Source organism: Pseudaquabacterium terrae, assembly GCF_013266755.1.
GTDB lineage: Bacteria > Pseudomonadota > Gammaproteobacteria > Burkholderiales > Burkholderiaceae_C > Pseudaquabacterium > Pseudaquabacterium terrae.
Genome location: NZ_JABRWJ010000008.1, coordinates 85,667 through 108,785, shown reverse-complemented (window position 1 = coordinate 108,785; position 23,119 = coordinate 85,667). Strand labels below are relative to the sequence as shown.

Sequence of the window (23,119 nt, the reverse complement as noted above, 5' to 3'; positions counted from 1 at the left end):
ACTATCGCGCAGCCTGCTCCGACGCGGCCAGGCGGCGCAGCGCCTGCTCGAAAACCTCCGGCGGCTGGCCGCCCTGGATCAGGTGGCGGCCATCGACGATCACCGACGGCACCGCCTGGATGCCGAGCTGCTGGAAATGGCGCTCGGCGGCGCGCACCTCGTCGGCATAGGCGTTCGATTCGATGACCGCGCGGGCCTGTTCGGCGTCCAGGCCGGCGGCGCTCGCAGCCTGCAGCAGCACGTCAGGCGCGCCGGGGTTGCGGCCCTCGCCGTGGTAGGCCTGCAGCAGCGCGTGCTTCAGCGCGCGCTGCGCCTGCGGACCCTGCAGGCCGGCCCAATGCAGCAGCCGATGGCCGTCGAAGGTGTTCCAGATGCGCGGGCGGGCGCCGAAGCGAAAACCGACCGCCAGGCCGCGCTCGTTCAGCGCCTCGCGGTTCTTCGCCAGCTGCTCCGGCGTCAGGCCGTACTTGCGCGACAGGTGCTCGACGGTGTCCTCGCCTTCGGCGGGCATCTGCGGGTTCAGCTCGAAGGGTTGGAAATGCAGCTCGACGGGCAAGTCGGGGCCGAGGCGCTCGAGGGCGCGTTCGAGCGCGTTCAGGCCGATGGCGCACCAGGGGCAGGCAATGTCGGAAACGAAGTCGATTTTCATGAGGAGCGCGAGGTGGGGCAGAAAGCGGCGATGCTAGACGGCTGGGCGGCGGGTCGCCGGCGGCGGGCGGAGTAGGCCTTCGCGCGGCCGGGTCGCTCAGGGCATCCTTCAAACGGCTGAAGAGCAGTCTCCTGGACTGCTTCACACTGCGCCTTGACTCGTCGTCAGCAAGCATCAGGAGGCAAGGTGAGCAAGTTCTTGATTTTCGTTCGTCGATATGCTCCTTTTTCTTCATTCGGGCTGGGCTTCGAAGGAGATCACCGGACCGCCCCCTCCACGAACCTCAATGCGTCCTCTCGGACATCCGGCCTGGTGCAGGTCGGCCCGGAAGGGGCCGTTGCACTTGTGGCATTCAGTTCCGGCACTTCGCATGTCGGCCTTGGCCGAGACATAGAAGAATTCCTTGGGAGGTGGTATTCGTCCGTCACTTGTACGGCAAAGACAATTCAGGTGGCCGGAAACCGAGTCAGGTTCAATGCAAGCACGTCCGGTTCGAACCCAATGGTCCCCTTCGCCCCGGACATCGACACTCACCTGGAGATGGAGATCCAATTCGGTCCCGCCGGCATTACCGTCATCGGTGAAGTGAAGGGTGACACGTTTCCGAATGCAGAGGTCTTCATCCGCGGACGCGGCCTGAACAAGCTGCTGTTCGACTACCGCACCACTGCCGACCGCAACAGCGGCCCTCTTGGTCTGGCAGGGGCGAACGAGACGACATCGCTTGGTACGTTCTGGCACCAGTTGCCGCTCCAATAGCCCACGACGCAGCGGCAGCGCCGGCGGCCATTGCAATCACCTGTCAACCAACTCAGAAGGCACACGGCTTGACCATGATCCGCTGGCAACCCATCGCCGAAGACGCGCTCCGCAAGCGGGTCTCGCAAGGCGCATCTCGCATGTCCGCATCGGAACGCAGACTGTGGGATGCCATTCGGATCGAACCCGAGAAGTGGGCGCAACGCCCGTACGGCGAGGCCGGAAACGGATTCTGGGTCATTGCGGTGATTGGACGTTCCGTGATCTGGTACAACGACATCGAAGACGGATTCAATCGATCGAACTACACCGCATACGGAACGATCGATGACTACTGGTGCAATCAGGACGAACTCGAAGTCACGCTGAAGTACCTGATGAATGCCATCGACCAGGGAACCGATCTCGTGCGCATGCGCAGGCCACCGGTCCCGATCCCACGCTGAATGAGGTGCTGCCATGAACAACGCGTCCGAACTCAGCGCGCTTCTCGACTCTCAGCCCAAGCCGGTTTGCGCCAAGCTCACGCCGTTCGAGGTGGTCGACGCAGACTTCGATGCGGGCTTCGTTGCGCTGCGATTTTCCGAGCAACCCGCATTCTCGAATCACTGGGGGAACATTCAAGGCGGCTTCGGCGTCGCGCTGATCGATGTCCTCGTTTCCGTGGCCGCATACGCCAAGCTGCGTCAGTGGTGCCCGACCGTCGAGATCAAGAGCAGCTTCGTTGCGCCGGCAAAGTTGGGTGAGTGCAGAGGCGAAGCCCGAGTGATCAAGGCTGGAAAGTCCCTGGCCTTTGTAGAAGCCAGGCTGTGGGGAGCCGACGGTCAGCTCGGCATCCACGCCACTGCCACGGTCAGCGTCAAGGCGTAGCTCGCCAAGGTCTTGTTGATCGCATTCACCGCGCAGTACGATCCACGCCCCGGGCAAAGGCGCCTGGATCAACAACAGCAAGGAGACAGCTCATGGGCTATCTGGTGCGGGCCTTCCCGCTGATACGGCCTGTCGAGGAATTGCAGGCGTTTCTCGCCGCCCTGAAGGCCGAGAAGAGCGCCGACGCCGCGCGTTTCTATGGCCAGTACGGTGTGACCCAGGAGATCGCCTATCTCCAGGACCTCGGCCCGGGCAAGAAGATCCTGATCGTCGTCACCGTCCTGTCCGACGCCAAGGAAGCCGCTCCGCGTTACGCGGCGGCCTCCGAAGGATTCCACGCGTGGTTCAAGCAGCAGATCCTGCATCTCACCGGCGTGGATCCGAACGTCGCTCCGCTCGGCCCGCCGACGACAGAGGTCTTCAACTGGCGCGCCGAGTGAACGGCACGACGATCGCCGCAGCAAGTGCATCTCAAGCGGCGTTCGTCACCACCTCGATCCGGTGCCCGTCCGGATCGCTGAACATCGCCCCGTAGTACGTCGGGCTGACGTCCGGCCGCTCGCGCGGCGTGAACAGATCCTGCCCGGCCGCCTCGAGTGCCGCGGCATGCACCGCCCGCACCGCTGCACGCGATGGCGCCGCGAATGCGATGTGGGTGCCGCGCGCAGTCACCGGCTCGCCTTCCGGCACCGGATACAGGAAGAAGGACCATTGCGCCGCGGTGCCGAAGGCGGCCTCGGCGCCGGTGTCGCGCAGCAGTTCCCGGCCCAGCGGCGCCAGCACGCGCTGGTAGAAGGCGACGGCTTCGGCATAACGATGCGTGCCGATGGACAAGTGATCGATCATGGGTTGTCTCCTCGCAGGTTCAGCCAGCGCGCCATCTGCGCGTCGGTCAGGTTGCTGCCGCACAGCACCGTCGCCAGCCGCCGGCCGCGCAGCGCCGATGCATGGGCCAGCAGCGCCGCGATGCCGACGACACCGGCCGGCTCGACCACCAGCCCGGCGCACGTGTAGACGAGCCGCATCGCGCGCTCGATCGCCGGCTCGTCGACCAGCAGCACGTCGTCGACGGTGCCGGCCATGTCGGCCACGGCTTCGGGCACCGGCCGCCGCACGGCGATGCCATCGGCGATCGTCTGCACCGCATCGCGGTCGACCACCCGGCCGGCCCGCCACGACGCGGCCATCGCATCCGCTCCGGCGGCGGCAACGCCGATCACCTGCACCGCCGGCGCATGCGCCTTGATCCAGCGGCCGACGCCGGTCAGCAGCGCGCCATTGCCCAGCGGCAGCAGCACGCTGTCGAAGGAATCGCCGCCGGCCAGCAGCTCGACGCCGATCGAGCCGGCGCCCTCGGCGATCGCGGCATCGCAGCCGTCCTCGACGAAGACCGCGCCCGACTCGGCGCAGAAGCGGCGCGCCGCATCCTTCGCCGCGTCGAAGTCGTCGCCGACCTGGCGCACTTCGGCGCCCATCGCGCGCATGCGCTCGACCTTCAGCGGATTGGCATTGAGCGCGCTGTAGACCACCAGCGGCCAGCCGCGCGCACGGCAGACCCAGGCCATCGCCTGGCCCCAGTTGCCCGCGGTGGCGCAGACCAGCGTGCGGCCGGCCAGCGCCGCGGCGTTGCGCTGCATGAAGAAGTCGGCACCGCGGCCCTTGAACGAGCGCAGCGGATTGGCGGTCTCCAGCTTCAGCAGCAGTGATCCGGCACCGAGCGCTTGCGTCAGCGGCTCGCACTCGAACTGCGGGCTGTTGCGGAACAGCGGGTGGATCGATGTCGCGGCGGATTCGATGTTCGCGAGCGACAGGCGGTGGGGCGGGGTCTCGATAATCGGCATGCGACGCAGTGTGCGTGCGAAGGCGCGGCGTCCGGCCGCGATCGAAGCCCGCCGCACGCGGCAAAACCGCATCGACGGCCGCCGTGCAGCGGCGAAACGCCTGAAGACCCATCCATGACCCTCGACACGCTCGACCGCCGCATCCTCGATCTCTACCAGCGCGACACGCGCGTGCCGAGCGAACGGATCGGCGCGGCGGTGGGCCTGTCGGCCGCGGCGGTGCAGCGGCGGCTGAAGCGCCTGCGCGAGGCCGGTGTGATCGTCGCCGAAACGGCGCAGCTCGACTGCCGCGCGCTCGGCCTCGGCGTCACCGCGATCGTGCACGTCGACCTGATCGACGAATCAGCGCGCGCGGCGCACGCGTTCCGCGACAGGCTGGTCGCCCGCAGCGAAGTGCAGCAGTGTTATGGCGTTGCCGGCAGCATCGACTACGTGCTGGTCGTGATCGTGCCGGACCTGGCGGCGTACGATGCCTTCTGCGCCGACTGCCTGCTGCACGACGCGAACGTGCGCAGCTTCACGACGCACGTGGTGCTGGATGCAGCCAAGCGCGGCGGTGGCCTGGCCGTTCCGCAGGCCTAGGCAAGGGAGAGTGACAACGCGATGCGCATCGTCGCCTGGAACTGCTGCAGGGGTCCGATCCCGCGCAAGATGTCGGCGCTCGAAGCGCTTCAGCCGGACATCGCGGTGATTGCCGAAGCGCTCGCGCCGAGTGCGGAGTCAGACCAGTTGCTCTGGTTCCCGTCCAATGCCTCGCGTCTGGGCATTCAGGTCAGGTCCTTCGGCCCGCACCGGTTGAAGCGGTTGAAGGTCGCCGATCTGCCGAACTGCGTCGTGCCGGTGCGCGTCAGCGGTCCCGTCAGCTTCAATCTGCTCGCCGTCTGGACCTGGCCTGCGCCGAGCTACACCCGGGCCTTCATGAACGGCTTGTCAGCGTATGCCGGCCTGCTGCGCCGGGGTCCGGCCGTGGTCGCCGGAGACTTCAACGGCAGTCCCGCGTTCGACAAGCCGACGCAGCGCATCAAGTGGTGGACGAATGGCTTCTCGTTGCTGCAGGACGCCGGTCTCGTCAGCGCTTACCACGCGTTCAATGCCGTGGCGTTCGGCGACGAGCCGCATGCGACGCATCATTTCCTGCGCAAGGCCGAGCGTCCGTTTCACATCGACTTCTGCTTCGTTCCGCGCGCCTGGGCGCAGCATCGACTGGAGGTCCGCATTGCTGCCGAGCCGCAGTGGTGTGCGCTGAGCGATCACTTTCCACTGGTCGTCGACACCGAGGCGGTAACGTCGGCCCGCCCATCCCGCCGGTGAGCCTCGTTCCGCCCTGCGCGGCGTCCGCCGCGCGCTCAGCGCCTGGTCGACCGCTTGGAGGGCGCGACGGCCGCTCCTTCCGTGGGCCAGCCAACCGACGGGATCAACACCGTCCTGAACGTTGCGGGCTCCGGTGCCGTGGCGCCACGTCGTGCCCTGTTGCGTCTCGGTGCTTGCCTTGTCGTCGGGTCGGGGCTCGCCCCCTCCGCGGTTCTCTTGTCCAATGTCACGGTTCAGCTTGTCTTGGGAAGGGGCGCAATTCTAAGGGGGCGTCTCTCAGGGGGCGTCCGTGCCACGGACGAGGACCTGCCCTGTCGAGGATTGCGCCCATGGCCCGCAAACCCAAGCACACGAAGCGCCGCCTGATCGACGCGCTGCGGCGCGGCGACCCCGCCGAGGTGCAAGCGCTGCTCGATGCAGGCCAGGCCCTGCCCGACAACGACGAGCACGGCTACAGCGCCCTGCTCCATGCAGTGCACGGCCGCGATGTCATGCGCGACGAGCGGCTGCAGTCCCTGCTGCGCCTGCTGGTCGAACGCGGCGCCGCCTTGAACGACATCAGCAGCTACCAGGAGAGCGCGCTGCGCGTGTTGTCGCGCATCGGCCGCTTCGACGCCGTGCGCCTGCTGCTGGAAGCGGGCGCGGACGAATCGCAGCTCGGCTGGACGCCGCTGATCAAGGCCGCGGCGCTCGGTACCCTGGCCGATGTGCAGGCGCTGGTGCGTGACGGTGCCGCTCTGGAGGACCGCGACCGGTGGTCACGCACCGCGTGGCTGGTGGCGATTCAGACCGGGGATGTTGACAAGGCGCGTTGGCTGGGCGAGCAAGGCGCCGACATGAATGCCCGCGGCCGCTGCGGCCAGCCGCCGCTTTTCTACGCCGTGCAATGCCACCGGACGATGATGCTGCACTGGCTGCTGCAAGGCGGCCAGGACGCCGAGCAGACGGACGAGTTCGGCGCCACCGCCTTGATCGAGGCGGCAGAACATGGCCACAGCGAAGGCCTGGCGCTGCTGCTCGACGTCGGCGCCGAAGTCGACCGCGCGCGCAACGGCGGCGGCACGGCGCTGAGCGCTACCCTCCATGCCGTGGACACGCTGCGCCTGCTGAAAGCCGGCGCCGATCCGGCCCACCTGTCGGACGAGTCGCGGCGCGAACTGCTCGGCCTCCCGCGCGAGCCCGATCCCGACGCCCTGGATGGCGTCACGCAGACGCACTTCGAGCGCGCCCGCCTGCCGCGCCGGGGCAAACGCAATCCGGAGCAGATCGACGAACCGTTCTGGCTGGCGATGATTCGCGCTGGCGTCAGCGGCTACGAGGCCAGCCAGCGCTTCGAGCCGGGACGAGACCTCAGCCGGCCGCCGGTGTGGTGCGCCAGGCGCTTCGGCCAGTCGATCACCTGGCTGCCCGATGGCCGCATCGTGCAGATCGCCGGCGAGCACGAAGACTCCTACGATCCCGACTTCTGCATCTACAACGACGTGTTCGTGCACCACCCGGACGGCCACGTCGACATCTACGGTTATCCCGAAGACGTCTTCGCACCGACCGACTTCCACACGGCGACGCTGGTCGGCGACACGATCATCCTGATCGGGGCGCTGGGATATCAGGGCCGGCGCGAGTTCGGCTCGACGCCGGTGTACCGACTCGACCTGCATGACTTCCGGATCGAGCGGCTGCCCATCGACGGGCCCGGGCCGGGATGGATCTACAAGCACAGGGCGCAACTTCGACCGGCGCAGAAGATCGAGGTATCCGGCGGGATCGTGGCAACGCTTACGGAAGGCTCGGAGAGCCACGTGGCAAGTGATCGGCGGGTCGTGCTGGACCTGGAAGGCAGGCGTTGGCGTGAGTCGTAAAGTTGCACCATGCCGGCTCGTGCCACGGCCGGCCTCCATCCGTCCGTCCCGCATGCTCGCTCGCAGCCTCCTGCTCCTGCTCTTCCTCGGATCCGCCCAAGCCGCAAGCTTCGACTGCGCCAAGGCCGGCACCCAGGTCGAACGCCTCATCTGCACGAATGCCGAGCTCTCGGATCTCGACGAACTGCTGGCCGAGATGTTCCAGCTCGAACTCGAGCGCGAGCACGCCGCACAGCGGCTCAAGTCGGCGCAGAGGGCCTGGCTGGTTACCCGGAATCAATGCACCGACATGCCCTGCATCAAGCAACGCCATGACGAACGCATCGCGGAGCTGGCGTGCGACAGGGACGGTCGGATGGCGGGCTCGGCGCTCGGCAGCAATCGATGCACGTCGTTCCAGCTGCGTCTGCTCGAACGACAGCTCCCGCCGCTCGAGGAACGCCGCCGAACGCTCGTAGTCGATTCCTCGAACAATCGCGAGCACGCACAGCGTGTCTTGGCACAGGAGGTGACGGCGTGGCGGACCTATCGCGACGCAACCTGCGCCCTGTACGGCGAAACCGAAGGCGGATCGGATGGCTGGAAGAATGCGTTTGCCGGCGCCTGCCTGCTCGAGGAGACCAAGAAGCGAATCGCCAACCTGAGGAGCGAGGTAGGCAAGAAGTAGATGCGCCCGCAGATGCCTGGGCGCGTCCGGCCGTCACGCCCGTCCTGCGCTGCGACCCGGCCTGCCGCTCGCCGCCCGCTCCTGCGCCCGCAGCCGGCTCAGGCTCACCGGCGTGATCCCCAGATAACTCGCAATGTGGTGCTGCGCGATGCGCGCCTCCAGCCCCGGAAACTGCTGGCGGAACTGTTGCAGCCGCTGCGCGGCGGGCAGCGCGGCCAGTGCCCATTCCCGGTCGGCGCGGCGCATCAGCTCGGCCCGCAGCACCGCATCCCCCCAGCGCTGCACGGTCGGATCGCGCAGCATGCAGGCCACCAGCGCGCTGGCCTCGAACCCGGCCACACGCACTGCCGTCAGCGCCTGGCAGTGCACGCGGGAGCAGCCGTCGACCACGCGGCCGATGGCCGGTGTCAGGACCCCGGGGCCGACGTGGAAGGCCAGCGTCACCTCGCGTCCCGCGGCGTCGCCGACCCAGGACCTCAGCACGCCGTCCAGCACGAAGAACTCGCGCGCTCCCGGTTCGCCCGCGCGCAACAGCGTGTCGCCCGCCGGCAGCTGCTGCACGGTGATGGCTTGCAGCAGCGGATCGAAGGCGCCGGCCTCGAGCGGCGCCAGCGCGCTGGCAATCGCCAGCACGGCCTGACGGTCCGGCGCTGACAGCGGCGTCGCTGCACCCGCGTGCGCCAGCGGCGGGCGTGTCGTCGATCGGCTCATCGATGCGGCCACTTATCCAATGTTGTGGCGCGCCGCGTCCGGCCCGCCGACGATGCGGCCTCGTTCACCACGGCCGCGCTGCGGCTCTCGTCACCATGTCGTCGCATCTTCGTTCCCTGGCCTTCGCCGGGCTGCTGATCGGCCCGCTGCTCGCGGCCGCGCTGTTGCCGGCTCAGGCGCGCCCCAGCGTGCCGCCGACGGTCGAGCACGATGCCACGCTGCCGCGCGTGGAGCTCGGGGGTTATGCCTTCCACGCCGAACATTTTGGCCAACCCGACAAGCCGGTGCTGATCGTGCTGCACGGTGGGCCGGGTGCCGACTACCGCTACCTGCTGGGCCTGAAGGCGCTGGCCGACGATTACCAGGTGGTGTTCTACGACCAGCGTGGCACGGGCCTGTCGCCGCGTGTGCCGGCCGGCTCGATCACCGTGCAGCGCTTCATCGACGATCTGGACGCCTTCGTCGAGACCTTCGGCCGCGGCCGGCCGGTGCATCTGCTGGGCCATTCGTGGGGCGCGATGCTGGCCTCGGCCTACACCGGCTCACACCCTGCCAAGGTCAGCCGGCTGATCCTGGCCGAGCCGGCGTTCCTCGATACGTCCACCGCCGGCGTGTTCAGCGCGGGCGGCATGCCGCCGCTGCGGGTGATGTGGGGCTTTGCCGCGGCCTGGATCGGCAAGTGGTTCGTGCGCACCGAGGGCGACGCCTATGCCCGCGACGATTGGTTCCTGCTGCAGGTGCTGCCGCTGACCCAGGGCGCCGACGAGATGTGCGATGGCGGCTTGCCCGCGATGCAGGCCTGGCGCTTCGGCAGCTCGAATTTCCAGGCCACCGTGGGCCGCATGATGGACGACCCGGCCTTCGCCCGCCAGCTCGACTTCCGCAAGGGCGTCGACGCGTTCCAGGGGCCGACGCTGTTCCTCGCCGGCGGCTGCAACCGGGTGGTCGGCGAAGCGCATCAGCGCAAGCTGATAGGCCACTTCGCGCAAGCCCGACTGGAAGTGATCCCGCAGGCCGGTCACTTCATGTTCAACGACCAGCCCGAGCGTTGCCTGGCGGCGGTGCGCGCCTTCCTCAAGCAGCCTTGACGTCGATGTGGTACAGCCCCCACGGACACAACCCGAAGCGTTCCTTCAGCGGCTTGTCCTTGAACGGCGCCACCGTGTCGGCTTCATACACCGCCCACTGCGGCCCCAGCCCGCCCAGCCCCAGCGGCTGGCCGTCGATGTGGGTGGCGACGATCATGCGGTAGGTGTTCACGTCGGACAGGCTGATGCCGACGTTGTAGCCATCGACCGCGCGCAAGCCCAGTTGCACGGCGCTGCCCGGCTTCACGCCGGCGGCCGCCAGCACCGTGCCGAGCAGCGGCCCGCGCAGCGTGTGCGGCTTCGCGTCGTACTCGAGCGTCGGCTTGATCGTCACCGCCGCCAGCTTCGCGAGCGCCGGCGCGTCGAAGGCGAAGGCCTTGTCGAACTTGATGCCGTGCTTGCCCATCATCTGGTCGAGCGCCGGGTCGAAGGGGCCGCGGTTGCCCTGGCCGATCGCGCCGCTGACGGTCAGCAGCGTCGGCTGGCCGCCGCCGGCCGGTGCGGCGGCGAGGCTCTCGGCCGCCGGCAGCAGCCCGGCGAGGCCGGAAGCGGCGAGGAAATGGCGCTTGTTCATCGGTGACTCCAGAAGAAGACGGAAAACGCTGATCCTATAGCGTCACCGGAGCGTCCCACCCGCCGCGCGGCGGGCGGCAGCAAAGGCGCATACTCGGCCATGGTCCGAATCGAACTGCAGATCGACCTGAACTACGAGATCGACGAGCACGGCGCCGACTTCGTGTTCAACATCCACGCGGCCCACACGCTGAGCCAGACGATCTCGGCCGAAAAGCTGCTGCTCAGCCAGCCGGTGAGCACGCGGCTGCACACCGATCCGGTCAGCGGCAGCCGCTACCTGCGCGCCAGCGGGCTGCCCGGGCACCTGGCGCTGACTTACTCGGCCACCGCCGACCTGCTGCACCACCGCGCCGAGCCGGCGCAGCTGGCCGAGGTGCCGGTGCGCGACCTGCCGCCCGAGGTGATCGGTTATGTCTACCCGAGCCGCTACTGCGAATCCGATCGGCTGATCAACCTGGCGATCCGCGAGTTCGGCGGCCTGCCGCAGGGCTACCAACGCGTGATGGCGATCCGCGACTGGGTGCAGCAGCGCGTGACGTTCAGGCCGGGCGCGTCGAACTCGAACACCTCGGCGGTGGATACGCTGATCGAGCAGGCCGGCGTGTGCCGCGACTTTGCGCACCTGATGATCGCGCTGTGCCGCGCGCTCAGCATTCCGGCGCGCTTCGCGACCGGCACCGACTACGGCGCCGACGTGGCCCTCGGCCCGCCGGATTTCCACGCCTACGTCGAGGTCTACGTCGGCGGCCGCTGGTACATCTTCGATCCGTCGGGCACGGCGATTCCGATGGCCTTCGTGCGGCTGGGCACCGGGCGCGACGCGGCCGACGTGGCGGTGGCGACGATCTTCGGCGGCGTCAAGGCGCAGCCGCCGGTGATCAACGCGCGAGCCGTCGACGACCCGTCACGCGGCATGGAGTTGCCGCACCACTGCCGCGAAGCGCTGTCGACCGATTCGGGTCCCCTCGCCTGACCGCAGCGGCTACCAGACCGACTCGACGCAGGCCGGCGCCGACCCGGCCGGATCAGCCGGCCGCTCCAGCACGAAGCCCTGCGCCCGGTCGAGCCCCAGCGACTGCAGCAGCCGCAGCGTGGCGAGGTCTTCGACCGCCGGCGCGATCACCTTCAGGTTCATCGCATGCGCGAGCTCGGTCATCGTGCGCACCAGCGTCGCGCCGAAGGGGTCGCGCGCCAGCGCCTGCACCAGGCTGGCGTCGAGCTTCACGGCCGAGATCGGCAGGCTGCGCAGCTTGTCCAGCGGCGCGAAGCCGCGGCCGAACTCGTCGAGCACGAAGCGCACGCCGAGCGCCGCCAACTCGTTCATCGTCGGCAACAGCCGGGCCAGCTGCGGCGCCAGGTCGCTTTCCTTCAGCTCCAGGTACAGGCAGCCGGGCGCGAAACTGCCGTGGCGGGCCAGCGCCTCGAGCTTGGCGACATAAGCGACATCGAGCAAGGACGCGGCCGCCACATTCACGTGATAGCGCCCCGGCGCGCCGGCGCCGGCCGTCGTCAGGCGCGCGCCGATGCGCTCGAGCACCCAGGCATCCAGCGCCGGCAGCAGGTTGAAGCGCTCGGCATGCGACAGGAAGGCCTTGGGATGCAGCCGTGTGCCCAGGTCATCGAGGCGCAGGAACACTTCGTGGCCATGGCGCGCGGCGCGCGCGGCGCGCTGCAGGTGCTGCGTGCCGTCGTCGGCCACCATCGCCTCCTGCGGCAAGGACGGCAGGTCGACGATGGCCTGGTACTGCAACGCGAAGCCGTCGGACTCGAGCGCGCTGCGCAGCCGCTGCGACCACGACTGGTGCAGCTCGGCCACCGCGCCGGTGTCCTGCCGCAGGTCGAAACGGTGGATGCGGTTGCGGCCCTGCTGCTTGGCGAGCCGGCAGGCGGCGTCGGCGCAGTTCATCGCATGGGCCGGCGAGGCGGTGTGGCGGTCGAGGTGGATCGCGCCGACACTGCCGGAAACCTCGAACTCGCGGCCGCCGTGCGCGAAGCGGCTGTCGTCGAGGATCGCGCGGAAGGTCTCGGCCAGCGCCAGCAGGCCGTGGTCGTCGACGTTGCGCAGCAGCACCGCGAACTCGTCGCCGGACAGCCGCGCGACCGCATCGGATTCGCGCGCCCGCGCGTGCAGCTTGCGGCCGATCGTCGCCAGCAGCGCGTCGCCGGCGGCATGGCCGGCGGTGTCGTTGATGTGCTTGAAGCGATCGAGGTCGATGAACAGCAGCGCCGATTGTTCGCTGCTGCGGCGCAGCCGGATCACCTCCTGCTCCAGCAGGTGCTCGAAGTGGCGGCGGTTGTACAGCCGCGTCAGGTGGTCGTGCTGCAGCTGCCACTGCAGCTCGGCCTCGAAGCGCTTGCGCTCGGTGATGTCGCGGAAAGCGACGACCACGCCGCTGCAGTGCTCGCCCTGGTATTGCGGGCGCACGTTGCACTCCACCGACAGCGGTTCGCCGTCGGCGCGCCAGAACACGGTTTCCCAGTCGCTCAGCGAATCGCCGAGCTCGTAGGCATGCTGCAGGAAGCTGGAGTCGGCGGCGATCGGGCGGCCCTGCTCGTCGGCCGGGTGGATGCGATCGTGCGCCGATTCGCCGACCAGCTCGTCTTCGCGCGCGTAGCCCAGCGCCCGCAGCGCGGCGCGGTTGGCGAAGGTGACATGGCCCGAACGATCGACGCCGTACAGCCCGTCGCCGACCGAATCGAGGATCAGCGCCAGGCGCTGGCGCTCCTCGTTCAATCGCAGCTCGCGCTCGCGCAGCCGCGCCATGCTGTGCACGCGGGCCAGGAAGAGCGCGTTCGACTCGTCCTTGAACATGCACTCGGCGGCGCCCGCTTCGAGGCAGTCGTGGATCAGCTCGTCGGTGTACGAGGCGGTCAGGATCGCCAGCGTCAGGTCCTGCGTCGCCGGCAGCCCGCGCAGCGTTCGGCACAGCGCGGCGCCGTTCATGCCGGGCATGTAGTAGTCGATGATCGCCAGGTCGAAGCGATCGGCGCCGCGGCCCACGAGCTCCAGCGCCTGGTGCGGATCGTCGCAGGTGGTCACCGCGTAGCCGCGCGTTTGCAGCAGCCGGCGGTACTTGGTGCGGCTGGTCTTCGAGTCGTCGACCAGCAGCACCTTCAGCGCGTCGCGCTTGAGCCGCGCCGGCGGCGGCCGGCGGCTCTGCGCCAGCAGGCTGCGCACGAAGCCGGGCACCTGCTCCGGAAAGGCCAGCCGTTCGATGCGCGTGTGCTTGCGTTCGGCCAGCAGCGCGGGCGCCACGGCCGCGGGCTGCGGCGTCAACACCAGCAGCGCGATCTCGCGGCAGTCCGGCTGCGCCAGGCGGGCGACGATCGCGCTGGTCAGCGGCTCGGGCGCTGTGTTCCAGCCGAGCAGCACCGCGGACAGGCCGAGGGCCAGCTCCTGCTCGAGCGCGGGCAGCGCGGCATCGTCGGCCGCCACCGAGCGCACGGCGAAGCCGCGCTCGACGAGCAGGCGCTCGATGCCACGGCGCAGCGTCGGCGACGATTCGATCGACAACAGCCGGTGCATGCCAGCCTATCGGACGGTGGCTTTCAACATTAAGCATTGTTGCGCCGATGTCGGCCCGCGCCGCGGCGATACTGCCCGTTCCGGCGATCCGCATCCGATTCTGGGGGACCCGAATGCAAGCACAACCGCCCGGCGGCGACCCCGCCGGCCCTTCCTTGCTGCGAACCGGCGTGCCCGGGCTCGACAACGTGCTCGGCGGGGGGCTCACCGCGAACCGGCTCTACCTGCTCGAAGGCGCCCCCGGCGCCGGCAAGACGACGGTGGCGCTGCAGTTCCTGCTCGACGGCGCCGCGCTGCGCGAGCCGGTGCTGTACATCACGCTGTCCGAAACTGCCATCGAGCTGCAAGGCGTCGCCGACTCGCACGGCTGGGACCTGACCGGCATCGCGGTGCACGAGATGCTGCCGCCCGAAGACGCGCTGGAGCCCGACGAGCAGTACACGTTGTTCCATCCGTCGGAGGTCGAGCTCGGGCAGACGACGCTGAAGATCCTGGCCGACGTGCAGCGCATCAAGCCGACGCGCGTGGTCTTCGATTCGCTGTCCGAGCTGCGCCTGCTGGCCGGCAACTCGCTGCGCTACCGGCGCCAGATCCTGGCGCTGAAGCAGTTCTTCGCCGGCCGCCAGTGCACCGTGCTGCTGCTCGACGACATGACGGCGATGGAGCACGACCTGCAGGTGCAGAGCATCGCGCACGCGGTGGTGCGGCTGGAGCAGATGAACTCCGACTACGGCGCGACGCGGCGCCGGCTGATCGTCACCAAGTACCGCGGGCGCGCCTATCGCGACGGCTTCCACGACTACAAGATCGTGCGCGGCGGGCTGCAGGTCTTTCCGCGCCTGGTCGCCGCCGAGCATCCGCCCACGCTGCCGCAGACCCGCCTGCCCAGCGGCATCGCCGCGCTCGACGAGTTGCTCGGCGGCGGCATCGAGAAAGGCACCAGCACGCTGGTCATCGGCGCGCCGGGCACCGGCAAGTCGAGCCTGGCGGTGCAGTTCTCGCTCGCCGCGGCCGAGCGCGGCGAAACGGCCGCGCTGTTCATCTTCGACGAAAGCATCGCCACGCTGCGCACGCGCTGCCTGGGCATGGGCATGGACCTGGGGCCCCACCTCGCCTCCGGCCGCATCAGCGTGCGCCAGATCGACCCGGCCGAGCTGTCGCCCGGCGAGCTCGCGCACGAGCTGACCGCAGCGGTGACCCAGCGCCACGCCTCCATCGTCGTCATCGACAGCCTCAACGGCTACATGAACGCGATGCCGGACGAGCGCTTCCTGATCGTGCACCTGCACGAGCTGCTGACCTACCTCGGCCAGGCGGGCGTTGCCACGCTGCTGATCGGCGCGCAGCACGGCCTGATGGGCATGCAGATGTCATCGCCGTTGGACGCCAGCTACCTCGCGGACGCCGTGCTGATGCTGCGCTACTACGAGTTCGCCGGCGAGGTGCGGCAGGCGATCTCGGTGATCAAGAAGCGCGGCGGCGCGCACGAGCGCACGATCCGCGCCTTCACGCTGAGCAGCAGCGGCATCAACGTCGGCCCGCCGCTGCGCAATTTCCGCGGCATCCTGACCGGCGTGCCGGTGCCGGTCGACGACGGCGCTTCGCCGCCGCGGTGAGCCCCGCTTGAACACCGAAGGCCGCGTGCTGCTGCGCATGGCGACGTCGAAGGACGCCGCGATGACCGCCGCCGTGCTGGCGCGCGCCGACATCGCCGCCGAGGCCTGCGCCGACATGCCGGCGCTGGTCGAGGCCGTCGCCGGCGGCGCCGGCGCGCTGCTGATTGCCGAGGAGGTGCTGGTCAGCCCGGCCTTGCCGCTGCTGGCCGGCACGCTGGCGGCGCAAGCGCCCTGGTCGGACCTGCCGGTGCTGGTGCTGGCGCGCCAGGGCGCCGACTCGCCGCGCATCGGCCAGGTGATGGAGGAGCTGCCGAACGTCACGGTGATCGAGCGGCCGGTGCGCGTGGCCGCGCTGGTCAGCGCACTGCGCTCGGCGCTGCGCGCGCGGCGCAGGCAATACGAGCTGCGCGCGCTGCTCGAGGGCCTGCAGCAGGCCGACGAGCGCAAGGACCAGTTCCTGGCCACGCTGGCGCACGAGCTGCGCAATCCGCTGGCGCCGATCAACACCGCGCTCGCGCTGCTGTCGCGCAACGGCACCACGCCCGCCGAGACCGCGCGTTACCACGAGCTGATGCGCCGGCAGGTCGACCACATGGTGCGGCTGGTCGACGACCTGATGGAGGTCTCGCGCATCACGCGCGGCAAGGTCGATCTGCAGCGGCTGCCGGTGCTGCTGGATGCGGTGATCAACGATGCCATCGAGCTCAGCCGCCCGCAGGTGCGCGCGGCGGGCCACACGCTGGCGATCGACCTGCCCGGCGAGACGCTGTTCGTCCTCGGCGATGCGGTGCGGCTGACGCAGGTGTTCTCGAACCTGCTGAACAACGCGGCCAAGTACACGCCGCCGGGCGGCATGCTGCACATCGCCGCCCGGCGCGACGGGTCCCAGGTGGTCATCGACGTGATCGACAGCGGCGTCGGCCTCGAGCCGCACATGCGCGAGGCCATCTTCGACATGTTCGTGCAGGTCGGCGGCAGCTCGAAGGCGGCGCAGGGCGGCCTGGGCATCGGCCTGACGCTGGTCAGGAGCCTGGTCGAGCTGCACGGCGGCCGCGTCGAGGCGCGCAGCGATGGCCCGAACCGGGGCGCGACCTTCACGGTGCGGCTGCCGCTGGCACCGGCCGCGACGCCGAGCGTCGACGCGACGCCCGCGCCCGACTGGCAGGCCGCCTCGATCGGCCGCAGCATCCTCGTCGTCGACGACAACCGCGACGCGACCGACAGCCTCACCGAGCTGCTGCGCGCACTCGGTGCCACGGCCTTTGCCGCCTATGACGGCGAGCACGCGCTGCGCATCGCGGCCGAGCAGCGCCTGGACATCGCCGTGCTCGACATCGGCATGCCGGGCATGGACGGCTGCGAGCTCGCGCGCCGGCTGCGCGCGCTGCCGGCCCAGGCGCCACTGACGTTGATCGCGCTGACCGGCTGGGGCCAGGAGGCGGACAAGCAGCGCATCGCCGAAGCGGGGTTCGACCATCACCTGCTGAAGCCGCCGGATCCGGGGGCGTTGATGGCGCTGCTGAAAGGGTAGGCGCCAGCGATGAAATCGATCAGGCGCGATCAATAAATTGAGTTCCGTCAGTCGGCGACATGCCCGACAGGCGGTGATAGATTGGACAGCGGCATGGCACCGCCGCGGAATTCCTGTGGCGGCTGGCCGAACAATTCACCGAAGGCCGTCGAATAGGCGGCCGGATTCTGGAATCCCATCTTGTGCGCAATCGCCTTGATCGACTGATCGCCGGCCAGCAGGTCCAGCGATGCGATCAGGCGGGCGCGCTGGCGCCAGGCGCGAAAGCTGATGCCGGCTTCGGCCGTGAAGCGACGGGAGAAGCTGCGTTCGGACACTGCCGCCGCTTCGGCCAGATCCGACAAGGACAGGTGCCAGGCATTGGATTCGATCAGCCGCAGCGCCGCGCGGTGCAGATCCGCGCTGTCCGGCATCGGCAGTTGCGTCGGCAGGCAGGCGGTCTCGTCGAGCGCGTGCAGCAGCAAGCGCGCCGTCAGGCTTTGCATGCCATGCCCGCGCTGCTCGTCGAAGAGCCCGAGCACGAGCTCGCGGATCAACCCCGAGGCCATCACCACGTGGACCGCGGCGCGACGCCGGAAAGTCCCGTGTTCGTCGACGAACGCGGGCTGGAAATAGACGGTACGCAATGCGGTGTCCGACAGCATGCGGATCGAATGCGGCTCGTCCGGCGGAATCCACAGCGCGCGCTGCGGCGGCACGGTCCAGCGCGAATCACCGGCCTCGACGAGCATGACGCCGGTGATTGCAAATACGAGTTGTGCGGTCTGGTGTTGATGCACCGGCAAGACGGTGCCGAGCGGATGCCGCCTGGCAAGCACCCGCCATTCATTGACGCGATTCGCAATGGACATCCCGCCATCGTATCGAACCGGCCGCCGCCGGTGAACGCCTCATCTCGCTGCCGCAGGCGTCCTGAAGCTCGCCAGATGGTCCCGATACCACTGCGGGAATCCGTAGTCGGCGGCCGCGGCCAGCAGGCGATCGAGGTAGTCGATGTCGGCGGGCTGCCCGCCATGGGCAGGCGAGATGTAGCAGATCGCCGGCTGCAGGCGCCGACCGGCCGTTTCCACGATCACCGCCTCGGGCAGGAAGACGCCGACGCCGTCGCGGCCGTACAGGCGATTCAGTTCCTCGTGCGTGGCCTGCACCAGGATGCCGTAGATCGCATGCCGATCCGATCGACTGATGCTGGCATGCGGATCGATGCGGATATCGAAGCCGCTCAGGCGGGCGACGTCCACCGTTTCGGGCTGCAGGCCGCCGCGGGCCATGACATCGGGGCGGATGAAGCTGCCATAGAAGAAGACATTGATTCGGCGCGGCGTCGTGGGAGACTGCATGGAAACGCAATGGAAGTGGAATCGGATGGCGATGCTAAATTCACCGGCCACGCGCGAAGCGCCAACAGCCTTCGCCGAGAAGCCAGTCGGTCAATGAATGAAACCGAAGGGCGCAATGCCCGCGTCTACGCGGTCGTGCAACGCATTCCGCGCGGCCGCGTGCTCACCTACGGTCAGGTCGCCGCCGCAGCCGGCCTGGGCGCGATGGCACGCCAGGTGGGCTACGCGCTGCACGCCCTGCCCGACCACAGCCCCGTGCCATGGCATCGGGTCGTCAATGCACGCGGCGAGATCAGCCGCCGCAGCGTGCCCGGCGCCGAACTGGAGCAACGCATCCGGCTCGAGCTCGAGGGCGTGAAGTTCGACGCACGGGGTCGCGTGCGAAGAGAATGGTTGTCAATGGAGAAAGCTCGATGAACCCCGTCAATGCCGTCGCCGTTCCTGCGGACAGCGACATCGCGCGCCACCTGCGCGGCGCGCACTTCTTCGATGCCTACGAGGCGGCGCTGCCGGACGGCCGCCTGTCGGCGCTGGAGATCTATCTGAGCGTCGTCTCGCGCACGCCGGGCTGGGTCGAGCGGCTGATGAGCACGCGCAATCGGGTCGTTGGCTGGTTCGGGCTGAAGAACCTCGGCAGCCTCGGCGCGATCGACCGCGCCAAGCCCGCCTCGGCCTACCGGATCGGCGATCGCGTCGGCATCTTCACGATCCACTCGCTGTCCGAGCGCGAAGTGGTGTTCGCCGATTCGGACCGGCACCTCGATGCGAAGATCTCGGTCTGCAAGACCGGGAGCGCCGAACGCCCGGCGGCCGCGGTGTCGACCGTGGTGCACATCCACAACCTGCTCGGCCACGTCTACATCTTCTTCGTCGGCCCGGTGCACAAGCTGATCGTGCCGGCGATGCTGCGGCGCTTGCCCGCGTAGGGGAGAAACAGCGGCGAACGCCGGTCTTGGTCCGGGGTCGCTCACCCGGGTACTGCTGCAGGAGTCGAGTCCTCAGGCAGGATAACCTTTGCCGACGACCACGTAACCCGGCTGGCCGTCGTGCGCCAGCTCGTCGTTGGCGATGAAGCTCGCGGCGCCGCCGAGATCACTCGGCATGTAGGCCGGGTCTTCCTCGAAGCGCGTGCTCCAGCCGGTGAATTGCCATTCGCCCGGTGACGTGGGCGTCCAGTGCGCCGGGTTGCGCCAGCGGTCCATCAGGAACTGCAGGCCGCTGCGGTCGAGGCCCAGCCATTCGCAGAATTTGTCGACGTGCTCGAGCGGCGCGTGCTCGTGGCGCTTGACCAGCGCAATCGCCTGCTCGCGGTTGATGCGGCCGTGGCGGATCTCGCGGCAGGCGTGGTCGGTGACCTTCGAGTAGCCGTGCTTGTACAGCTTCAGCTGGTCGTGCAGGTCCATGAAGTTGTAGCAATCGACGTGGTCGTAGGTGTCGAAGGTGCGCGCGAAACGCGCCGACCGGTAGTCGAACTGCTCGATCATCTTCTCGTGCTGGGCCTTCGGATCCCAGCGCGCGAAGTTGCCGAGGTAGAGGCCGCGCACGCCGATGCTGTTCAGCGCCGCGTCGTCCGGATAGCGGTACTGCCAGATGTCCTCTTCCTTCAGCGTGTCGAAGGTGGTCAAGAGGTCATCGGCCTCGTAGCCCATCAGGTCGTGGTCCTTGCGGTAGCGCCGGGTCATCTCGACCTCGTGCTCGTGCGAGAACATGCCCACCTGCTCCAGGCCCTGGTGCGCGCCCCAGATGATCAGCGGCACCTGGTAGCGCACCGCCGTCTGAACGGGAAACACCGTCTGGCCGGCCAGGCAATGCCAATACAGGCTGCCGAATTCACGCAAGGTCGTGCGCACGATCTTCTTCACCGAACGCGGATTGACGTTCTGGTAGAGGATGTCGCAATCGAATTTGATTCTCAGGTTCGCCAGGTTGCGAATGCCGAGGCTGGTATTGAAGTACTTGTTGTAGGTGACCAGCAGCGGATTCAGGCCGAGCTTGTGCTTGACCAAGTGCACGATCCAGTACGAATCGTTGGCGCCCGAGACCGGCACGATGCAGTCGTAGTTCTGCGCCCCGGCGCTGCGGTACGGCGCGACGATGGCTTCGAGCCGGCGCCAGCGCGCATCCCAGTCGAGCCGATCCTTCTCTTCGTGGATGCGGCAGCCCGAGCAGATGCCTTCGGCATCGAGCGTCAGGCCGAGCGCGTGGTCCGGCGTGTAGAGGCAGCGTTTGCAACCGAGGCGCTGGTAAGTCATTTCAAGCCCAGGCGGGTTCTGCGTAGGTCGGCGGCCGCAGCGGCAGCCCCAGCAACTGCTGCTTGAACTGCTGCACCGCGTGCTCACGATACGCCAGGAAATTGCCGATGCCGGCGGCGACCACATTCGGCCGCTCCAGCACCGCGCGCAATTGATCGGCGTCGCTCAAGCCGCCGAAAGCGATCAGCGGCATGTTGGCGACCGGAAAACGATCCAGCAGCCGGGTGTCGAAACCTTCGCGCTGGCCTTCGTGCTTCCAGTCGATCACCAGGGCCTCCGAGATCGCACCGGCCTTCAGCACGGCCGTGGTCTCGGCGCCGATGGCCGTCGAGCGGGCGTGGCGGTGGTCGAGCCAGGTGAGCTTGCCGTCCTTGATCGACAGCGGCAGCATCGCGATCAGCGCCTGCGCGCCCAGCGGCTCGGCCAGCGCGGCGGCGGTGGCGGGGTCTTCGCGCAGCAGCGTGTCGATGCCGATGCGCTCGGCGCCGGCCTGCACGGCGGCCACGCCCTCCTCGACACTGCGGATGCCGCCGACGTAGATCAGCGGCGTCGACAAGCCCTTGCGGCTGATGCGTTCGAGCAGTTTCAAATCCGGCCCGAGATTCTGGCGTGTGCGGTCGATGCACTGCACCAGGATCTCGTCGGCGCCCCAGCGATCGAGGTTCTCGATCACCACCTCGGGCTTGCCCATCGGCAGATGGCGTTCGAAGCCCATCGACTGCACGGCCCAACCATCCTTGACCGTGACCACGCCCACCAGTCTCTTCTTGATCACTGCATCAGTCCTTCGATGACGTTCTTCAGCAGCTCTCGTCCGGCGATCTGGCTTTTTTCCGGGTGGAACTGCAGCCCAACGATGTTGCCGCGGCGCACGGCCACGGTGAATGGTGACTCCAGGCGCGAGACGCAGACACGGTACTCGTGCGGCGCCTCGAAGACATACGAATGGTTGAAGTACAGCGACTTCGCATCGCTGGGTTTCAAGAGCGGTTCGTCGCCGAGCACTTCGATGGTGTTCCAGCCGATGTGCCATTTGGCATCGCCCAAGGGCACGACCTGGCCCGGGATCAGCCCGAGGCCGGCGGTCAGGCGATGTTCGCTCGACGTTTCGGCGAGCAATTGCATGCCGAGGCAGATGCCGACCATCGGCTGGCCGCGGCGGGCCTGGTTCTGGATGAAGTCGACCAGGCGGTGCTTGTGCAGGGCCTCCATCGCCGCGGGAAAGGCGCCGACACCCGGCAGCACCATCACGTCGGCGGCGCCGAGCGTTTCCATGTCGCGGCTGATGCGGCAGCGGTAGCCCAGGCCCGTCAACGCACGTGCGACCGAGGCGATGTTGCCGGCGCCGTAGTCGACCAGGCCCGCAGTGATTCGTTTGCTGCTCACAACCCGACCCCCACCTGGAACTTGCGCGTGATCCTGCCGTCGGCCTGGATGTCGAACAGGCGCCGGTTCGTCGCCGCATGCACCTGGGCCCAGAAGGCATCGACGCTGATGCCGAGGTAGTCGCAGTATTTGGCGATATAGCCCGGTGCGCACGCGTCGTCGAATTGCGCGACCAGCTGAATGCCGTCGTCGCGCGAGAGCCGGCCGAGCCGGATCTCTTCGTTGACGTAGTCTGTCGTCCGGCCGAAGCCGAACTTGTAGTACTTGATCATCTGGTTGATCGGCGTGAAGTCCTCGTCGAGCGCGGTAACGCCGTAGAGGTCACCGGTATTGCCGACCCGGTCGGCGCGGATCTCGAGGCCGTCGCCGCAGGAGTACATCGCGTTGTTGACCAGCGACCAGTCGCCGAGGAACCAGCCGAGGTAGATGATCTGCAGGCCCGAAGCGATGAACGCCTCGCTCTGCGGGTACTGGTACGGCAGCAGCTGCTGCGGCGTGTAGCCGGCATCGAGCATCCACTGCGTGCCCGAGGACAGCGTGTTCATGTGGCGCAGGTTGTTGCCGTCGTAGCCGGTCTTGCCCAGCGTCTTCAGGTCACCCAACTGCAGCGCGGGGTTCTCGCCCCACAGGATCAGGTCGATGCCGTAGCGCAGCGCGACCTGCGGCACCGCCGAGAACAGCGCCAGCTCGGTCGAGCGGAACGAATTGGTGAACTGCGCGAAGCCGTCGCGCTTCAGGCCCTTCCACGTGGCCGGGGCCGGCGCGGAGACGACGACGTCGAAGCCCAGCTCGATCAGGTTCGACAGGTTCGCCATGCCCCGCTCGGTGGCCTGCTCGGGCGGATAGCTCAGGCACACCAGCAGCGGATTGATGCCGAACTTGTCGCGCACCCACATCGCCTGACGCGTCGAATCCTTGCCGCCGGAGACGCCGATGATGCAGTCGTGGAAGACGCCGGGCTTGCGTTTGCGCGACGCGAAGATGTCGCCCAGGATGTCGATGCGTTCCTGCCAGTCGACGTGCTTGATCGCCTCGACGTAGTCGCAGGCCGGGCAGACGCCGGACTCGCTGAAATGCGTGTTCGGGCGGGTGTCGGGTTGCAGGCAGCGGCAGCAGTATTTCATCGCGACCTCG

General features: G+C 68.4%; 26 protein-coding genes. 14 read left to right on the top strand and 12 right to left on the bottom strand.

Features of this window, described 5'->3' with window-relative positions; all coding sequences use genetic code 11:
* Position 1: 1 nt before the first annotated feature.
* Positions 2-649, bottom strand: coding sequence for a DsbA family oxidoreductase (locus HLB44_RS25115; RefSeq protein ID WP_173129042.1), 648 nt, complete (start codon positions 647-649; stop codon positions 2-4).
* A gap of 186 nt (positions 650-835) precedes the next feature.
* On the opposite strand from HLB44_RS25115, the gene HLB44_RS25110 reads away from it, so the two are divergent.
* From HLB44_RS25110 to HLB44_RS25095, 4 genes are all read left to right on the top strand, one after another.
* Positions 836-1,408, top strand: coding sequence for a hypothetical protein (locus HLB44_RS25110; RefSeq protein WP_173129039.1), 573 nt, complete (start codon positions 836-838; stop codon positions 1,406-1,408).
* A 74-nt stretch (positions 1,409-1,482) separates the two neighbouring features.
* A complete protein-coding gene (locus tag HLB44_RS25105) occupies positions 1,483-1,854 on the top strand; it encodes a hypothetical protein (RefSeq protein ID WP_173129962.1) in 372 nt (123 codons plus the stop codon).
* Between the two features lie 13 nt (positions 1,855-1,867).
* Positions 1,868-2,278, top strand: a complete 411-nt coding sequence (locus HLB44_RS25100; RefSeq protein WP_173129036.1) for a PaaI family thioesterase — start codon at positions 1,868-1,870, stop codon at positions 2,276-2,278.
* Between the two features lie 92 nt (positions 2,279-2,370).
* Positions 2,371-2,718 (top strand): hypothetical protein, encoded by a 348-nt coding sequence (locus tag HLB44_RS25095; protein WP_173129033.1) that lies wholly within the window; start codon positions 2,371-2,373, stop codon positions 2,716-2,718.
* Positions 2,719-2,749: 31 nt separating this feature from the next.
* Here the strand turns inward: HLB44_RS25095 and HLB44_RS25090 are convergent, their stop codons facing one another.
* Together HLB44_RS25090 and HLB44_RS25085 are read right to left on the bottom strand one after the other, a co-directional pair.
* Positions 2,750-3,124, bottom strand: coding sequence for a VOC family protein (locus tag HLB44_RS25090; protein WP_173129030.1), 375 nt, complete (start codon positions 3,122-3,124; stop codon positions 2,750-2,752).
* The gene (locus HLB44_RS25085; RefSeq protein WP_173129027.1) at positions 3,121-4,119 is read right to left on the bottom strand and encodes a threonine ammonia-lyase; all 999 of its coding nucleotides are present in this window, start codon (positions 4,117-4,119) and stop codon (positions 3,121-3,123) included. The genes HLB44_RS25090 and HLB44_RS25085 overlap by 4 nt, the downstream gene beginning before the upstream one ends.
* 114 nt (positions 4,120-4,233) lie before the next feature.
* Here HLB44_RS25085 and HLB44_RS25080 point away from each other — a divergent pair, with 114 nt between their 5' ends.
* The 4 genes from HLB44_RS25080 to HLB44_RS25065 all read left to right on the top strand — a co-directional run bounded on the left by HLB44_RS25080 (position 4,234) and on the right by HLB44_RS25065 (position 7,959).
* Positions 4,234-4,701 carry an Lrp/AsnC family transcriptional regulator gene (locus tag HLB44_RS25080; RefSeq protein WP_173129023.1) on the top strand — a complete coding sequence of 156 codons (468 nt, stop codon included), beginning with the start codon at positions 4,234-4,236 and terminating at the stop codon, positions 4,699-4,701.
* Between the two features lie 21 nt (positions 4,702-4,722).
* Positions 4,723-5,430: an exonuclease/endonuclease/phosphatase family protein gene (locus HLB44_RS25075; protein ID WP_173129020.1), complete on the top strand. Its 708-nt coding sequence runs from the start codon at positions 4,723-4,725 to the stop codon at positions 5,428-5,430.
* Between the two features lie 329 nt (positions 5,431-5,759).
* Positions 5,760-7,292, top strand: a complete 1,533-nt coding sequence (locus tag HLB44_RS25070; RefSeq protein ID WP_173129017.1) for an ankyrin repeat domain-containing protein — start codon at positions 5,760-5,762, stop codon at positions 7,290-7,292.
* 52 nt (positions 7,293-7,344) lie between these two features.
* The gene (locus HLB44_RS25065; protein WP_173129014.1) at positions 7,345-7,959 is read left to right on the top strand and encodes a lysozyme inhibitor LprI family protein; all 615 of its coding nucleotides are present in this window, start codon (positions 7,345-7,347) and stop codon (positions 7,957-7,959) included.
* A 33-nt stretch (positions 7,960-7,992) separates the two neighbouring features.
* Here the strand turns inward: HLB44_RS25065 and HLB44_RS25060 are convergent, their stop codons facing one another.
* Positions 7,993-8,670, bottom strand: a complete 678-nt coding sequence (locus tag HLB44_RS25060) for a Crp/Fnr family transcriptional regulator (RefSeq protein ID WP_173129011.1) — start codon at positions 8,668-8,670, stop codon at positions 7,993-7,995.
* A 95-nt stretch (positions 8,671-8,765) separates the two neighbouring features.
* Between HLB44_RS25060 and HLB44_RS25055 the strand changes: the two genes are divergently transcribed.
* The gene (locus HLB44_RS25055; RefSeq protein ID WP_173129008.1) at positions 8,766-9,758 is read left to right on the top strand and encodes an alpha/beta fold hydrolase; all 993 of its coding nucleotides are present in this window, start codon (positions 8,766-8,768) and stop codon (positions 9,756-9,758) included.
* Here HLB44_RS25055 and HLB44_RS25050 read toward each other — a convergent pair.
* Complete coding sequence (locus tag HLB44_RS25050; RefSeq protein ID WP_173129005.1) at positions 9,745-10,332, bottom strand: molybdopterin-dependent oxidoreductase; 588 nt, start codon at positions 10,330-10,332, stop codon at positions 9,745-9,747. The genes HLB44_RS25055 and HLB44_RS25050 overlap by 14 nt on opposite strands.
* 99 nt (positions 10,333-10,431) lie before the next feature.
* Here HLB44_RS25050 and HLB44_RS25045 point away from each other — a divergent pair, with 99 nt between their 5' ends.
* Complete coding sequence (locus tag HLB44_RS25045; protein ID WP_173129002.1) at positions 10,432-11,307, top strand: transglutaminase-like domain-containing protein; 876 nt, start codon at positions 10,432-10,434, stop codon at positions 11,305-11,307.
* 9 nt (positions 11,308-11,316) lie between these two features.
* On the opposite strand, the gene HLB44_RS25040 is transcribed toward HLB44_RS25045, so the two are convergent.
* Positions 11,317-13,860 carry a putative bifunctional diguanylate cyclase/phosphodiesterase gene (locus tag HLB44_RS25040; protein ID WP_173128999.1) on the bottom strand — a complete coding sequence of 848 codons (2,544 nt, stop codon included), beginning with the start codon at positions 13,858-13,860 and terminating at the stop codon, positions 11,317-11,319.
* A 113-nt stretch (positions 13,861-13,973) separates the two neighbouring features.
* Between HLB44_RS25040 and HLB44_RS25035 the strand changes: the two genes are divergently transcribed.
* Both HLB44_RS25035 and HLB44_RS25030 read left to right on the top strand, forming a co-directional pair.
* On the top strand, positions 13,974-15,476 hold the full coding sequence (locus HLB44_RS25035; protein ID WP_173128996.1) for an ATPase domain-containing protein: 1,503 nt from the start codon (positions 13,974-13,976) through the stop codon (positions 15,474-15,476).
* A gap of 7 nt (positions 15,477-15,483) precedes the next feature.
* Positions 15,484-17,007: a hybrid sensor histidine kinase/response regulator gene (locus HLB44_RS25030; protein ID WP_246312466.1), complete on the top strand. Its 1,524-nt coding sequence runs from the start codon at positions 15,484-15,486 to the stop codon at positions 17,005-17,007.
* Between the two features lie 47 nt (positions 17,008-17,054).
* On the opposite strand, the gene HLB44_RS25025 is transcribed toward HLB44_RS25030, so the two are convergent.
* Together HLB44_RS25025 and HLB44_RS25020 are read right to left on the bottom strand one after the other, a co-directional pair.
* Positions 17,055-17,858 (bottom strand): AraC family transcriptional regulator, encoded by an 804-nt coding sequence (locus tag HLB44_RS25025; protein WP_173128993.1) that lies wholly within the window; start codon positions 17,856-17,858, stop codon positions 17,055-17,057.
* A 39-nt stretch (positions 17,859-17,897) separates the two neighbouring features.
* Positions 17,898-18,347, bottom strand: a complete 450-nt coding sequence (locus HLB44_RS25020; protein ID WP_173128991.1) for a gamma-glutamylcyclotransferase family protein — start codon at positions 18,345-18,347, stop codon at positions 17,898-17,900.
* 9 nt (positions 18,348-18,356) lie between these two features.
* On the opposite strand from HLB44_RS25020, the gene HLB44_RS25015 reads away from it, so the two are divergent.
* On the top strand, positions 18,357-18,764 hold the full coding sequence (locus HLB44_RS25015) for an MGMT family protein (protein WP_217283805.1): 408 nt from the start codon (positions 18,357-18,359) through the stop codon (positions 18,762-18,764).
* Positions 18,761-19,273, top strand: coding sequence for a DUF2867 domain-containing protein (locus HLB44_RS25010; protein WP_173128988.1), 513 nt, complete (start codon positions 18,761-18,763; stop codon positions 19,271-19,273). Before HLB44_RS25015 ends, HLB44_RS25010 begins: the two co-directional genes overlap by 4 nt.
* 72 nt (positions 19,274-19,345) lie before the next feature.
* On the opposite strand, the gene HLB44_RS25005 is transcribed toward HLB44_RS25010, so the two are convergent.
* From HLB44_RS25005 to HLB44_RS24990, 4 genes are read right to left on the bottom strand one after another with little or no spacing between them, the layout of a single operon-like run.
* Positions 19,346-20,599 (bottom strand): N-acetyl sugar amidotransferase, encoded by a 1,254-nt coding sequence (locus HLB44_RS25005; RefSeq protein WP_173128984.1) that lies wholly within the window; start codon positions 20,597-20,599, stop codon positions 19,346-19,348.
* A 1-nt stretch (position 20,600) separates the two neighbouring features.
* A complete protein-coding gene (locus HLB44_RS25000; RefSeq protein WP_173128969.1) occupies positions 20,601-21,374 on the bottom strand; it encodes a HisA/HisF-related TIM barrel protein in 774 nt (257 codons plus the stop codon).
* Positions 21,371-21,985 carry an imidazole glycerol phosphate synthase subunit HisH gene (hisH, locus tag HLB44_RS24995; protein WP_173128966.1) on the bottom strand — a complete coding sequence of 205 codons (615 nt, stop codon included), beginning with the start codon at positions 21,983-21,985 and terminating at the stop codon, positions 21,371-21,373. Before hisH ends, HLB44_RS25000 begins: the two co-directional genes overlap by 4 nt.
* Positions 21,982-23,109 (bottom strand): N-acetyl sugar amidotransferase, encoded by a 1,128-nt coding sequence (locus HLB44_RS24990; protein WP_173128963.1) that lies wholly within the window; start codon positions 23,107-23,109, stop codon positions 21,982-21,984. The genes hisH and HLB44_RS24990 overlap by 4 nt, the downstream gene beginning before the upstream one ends.
* Positions 23,110-23,119: the final 10 nt, after the last annotated feature.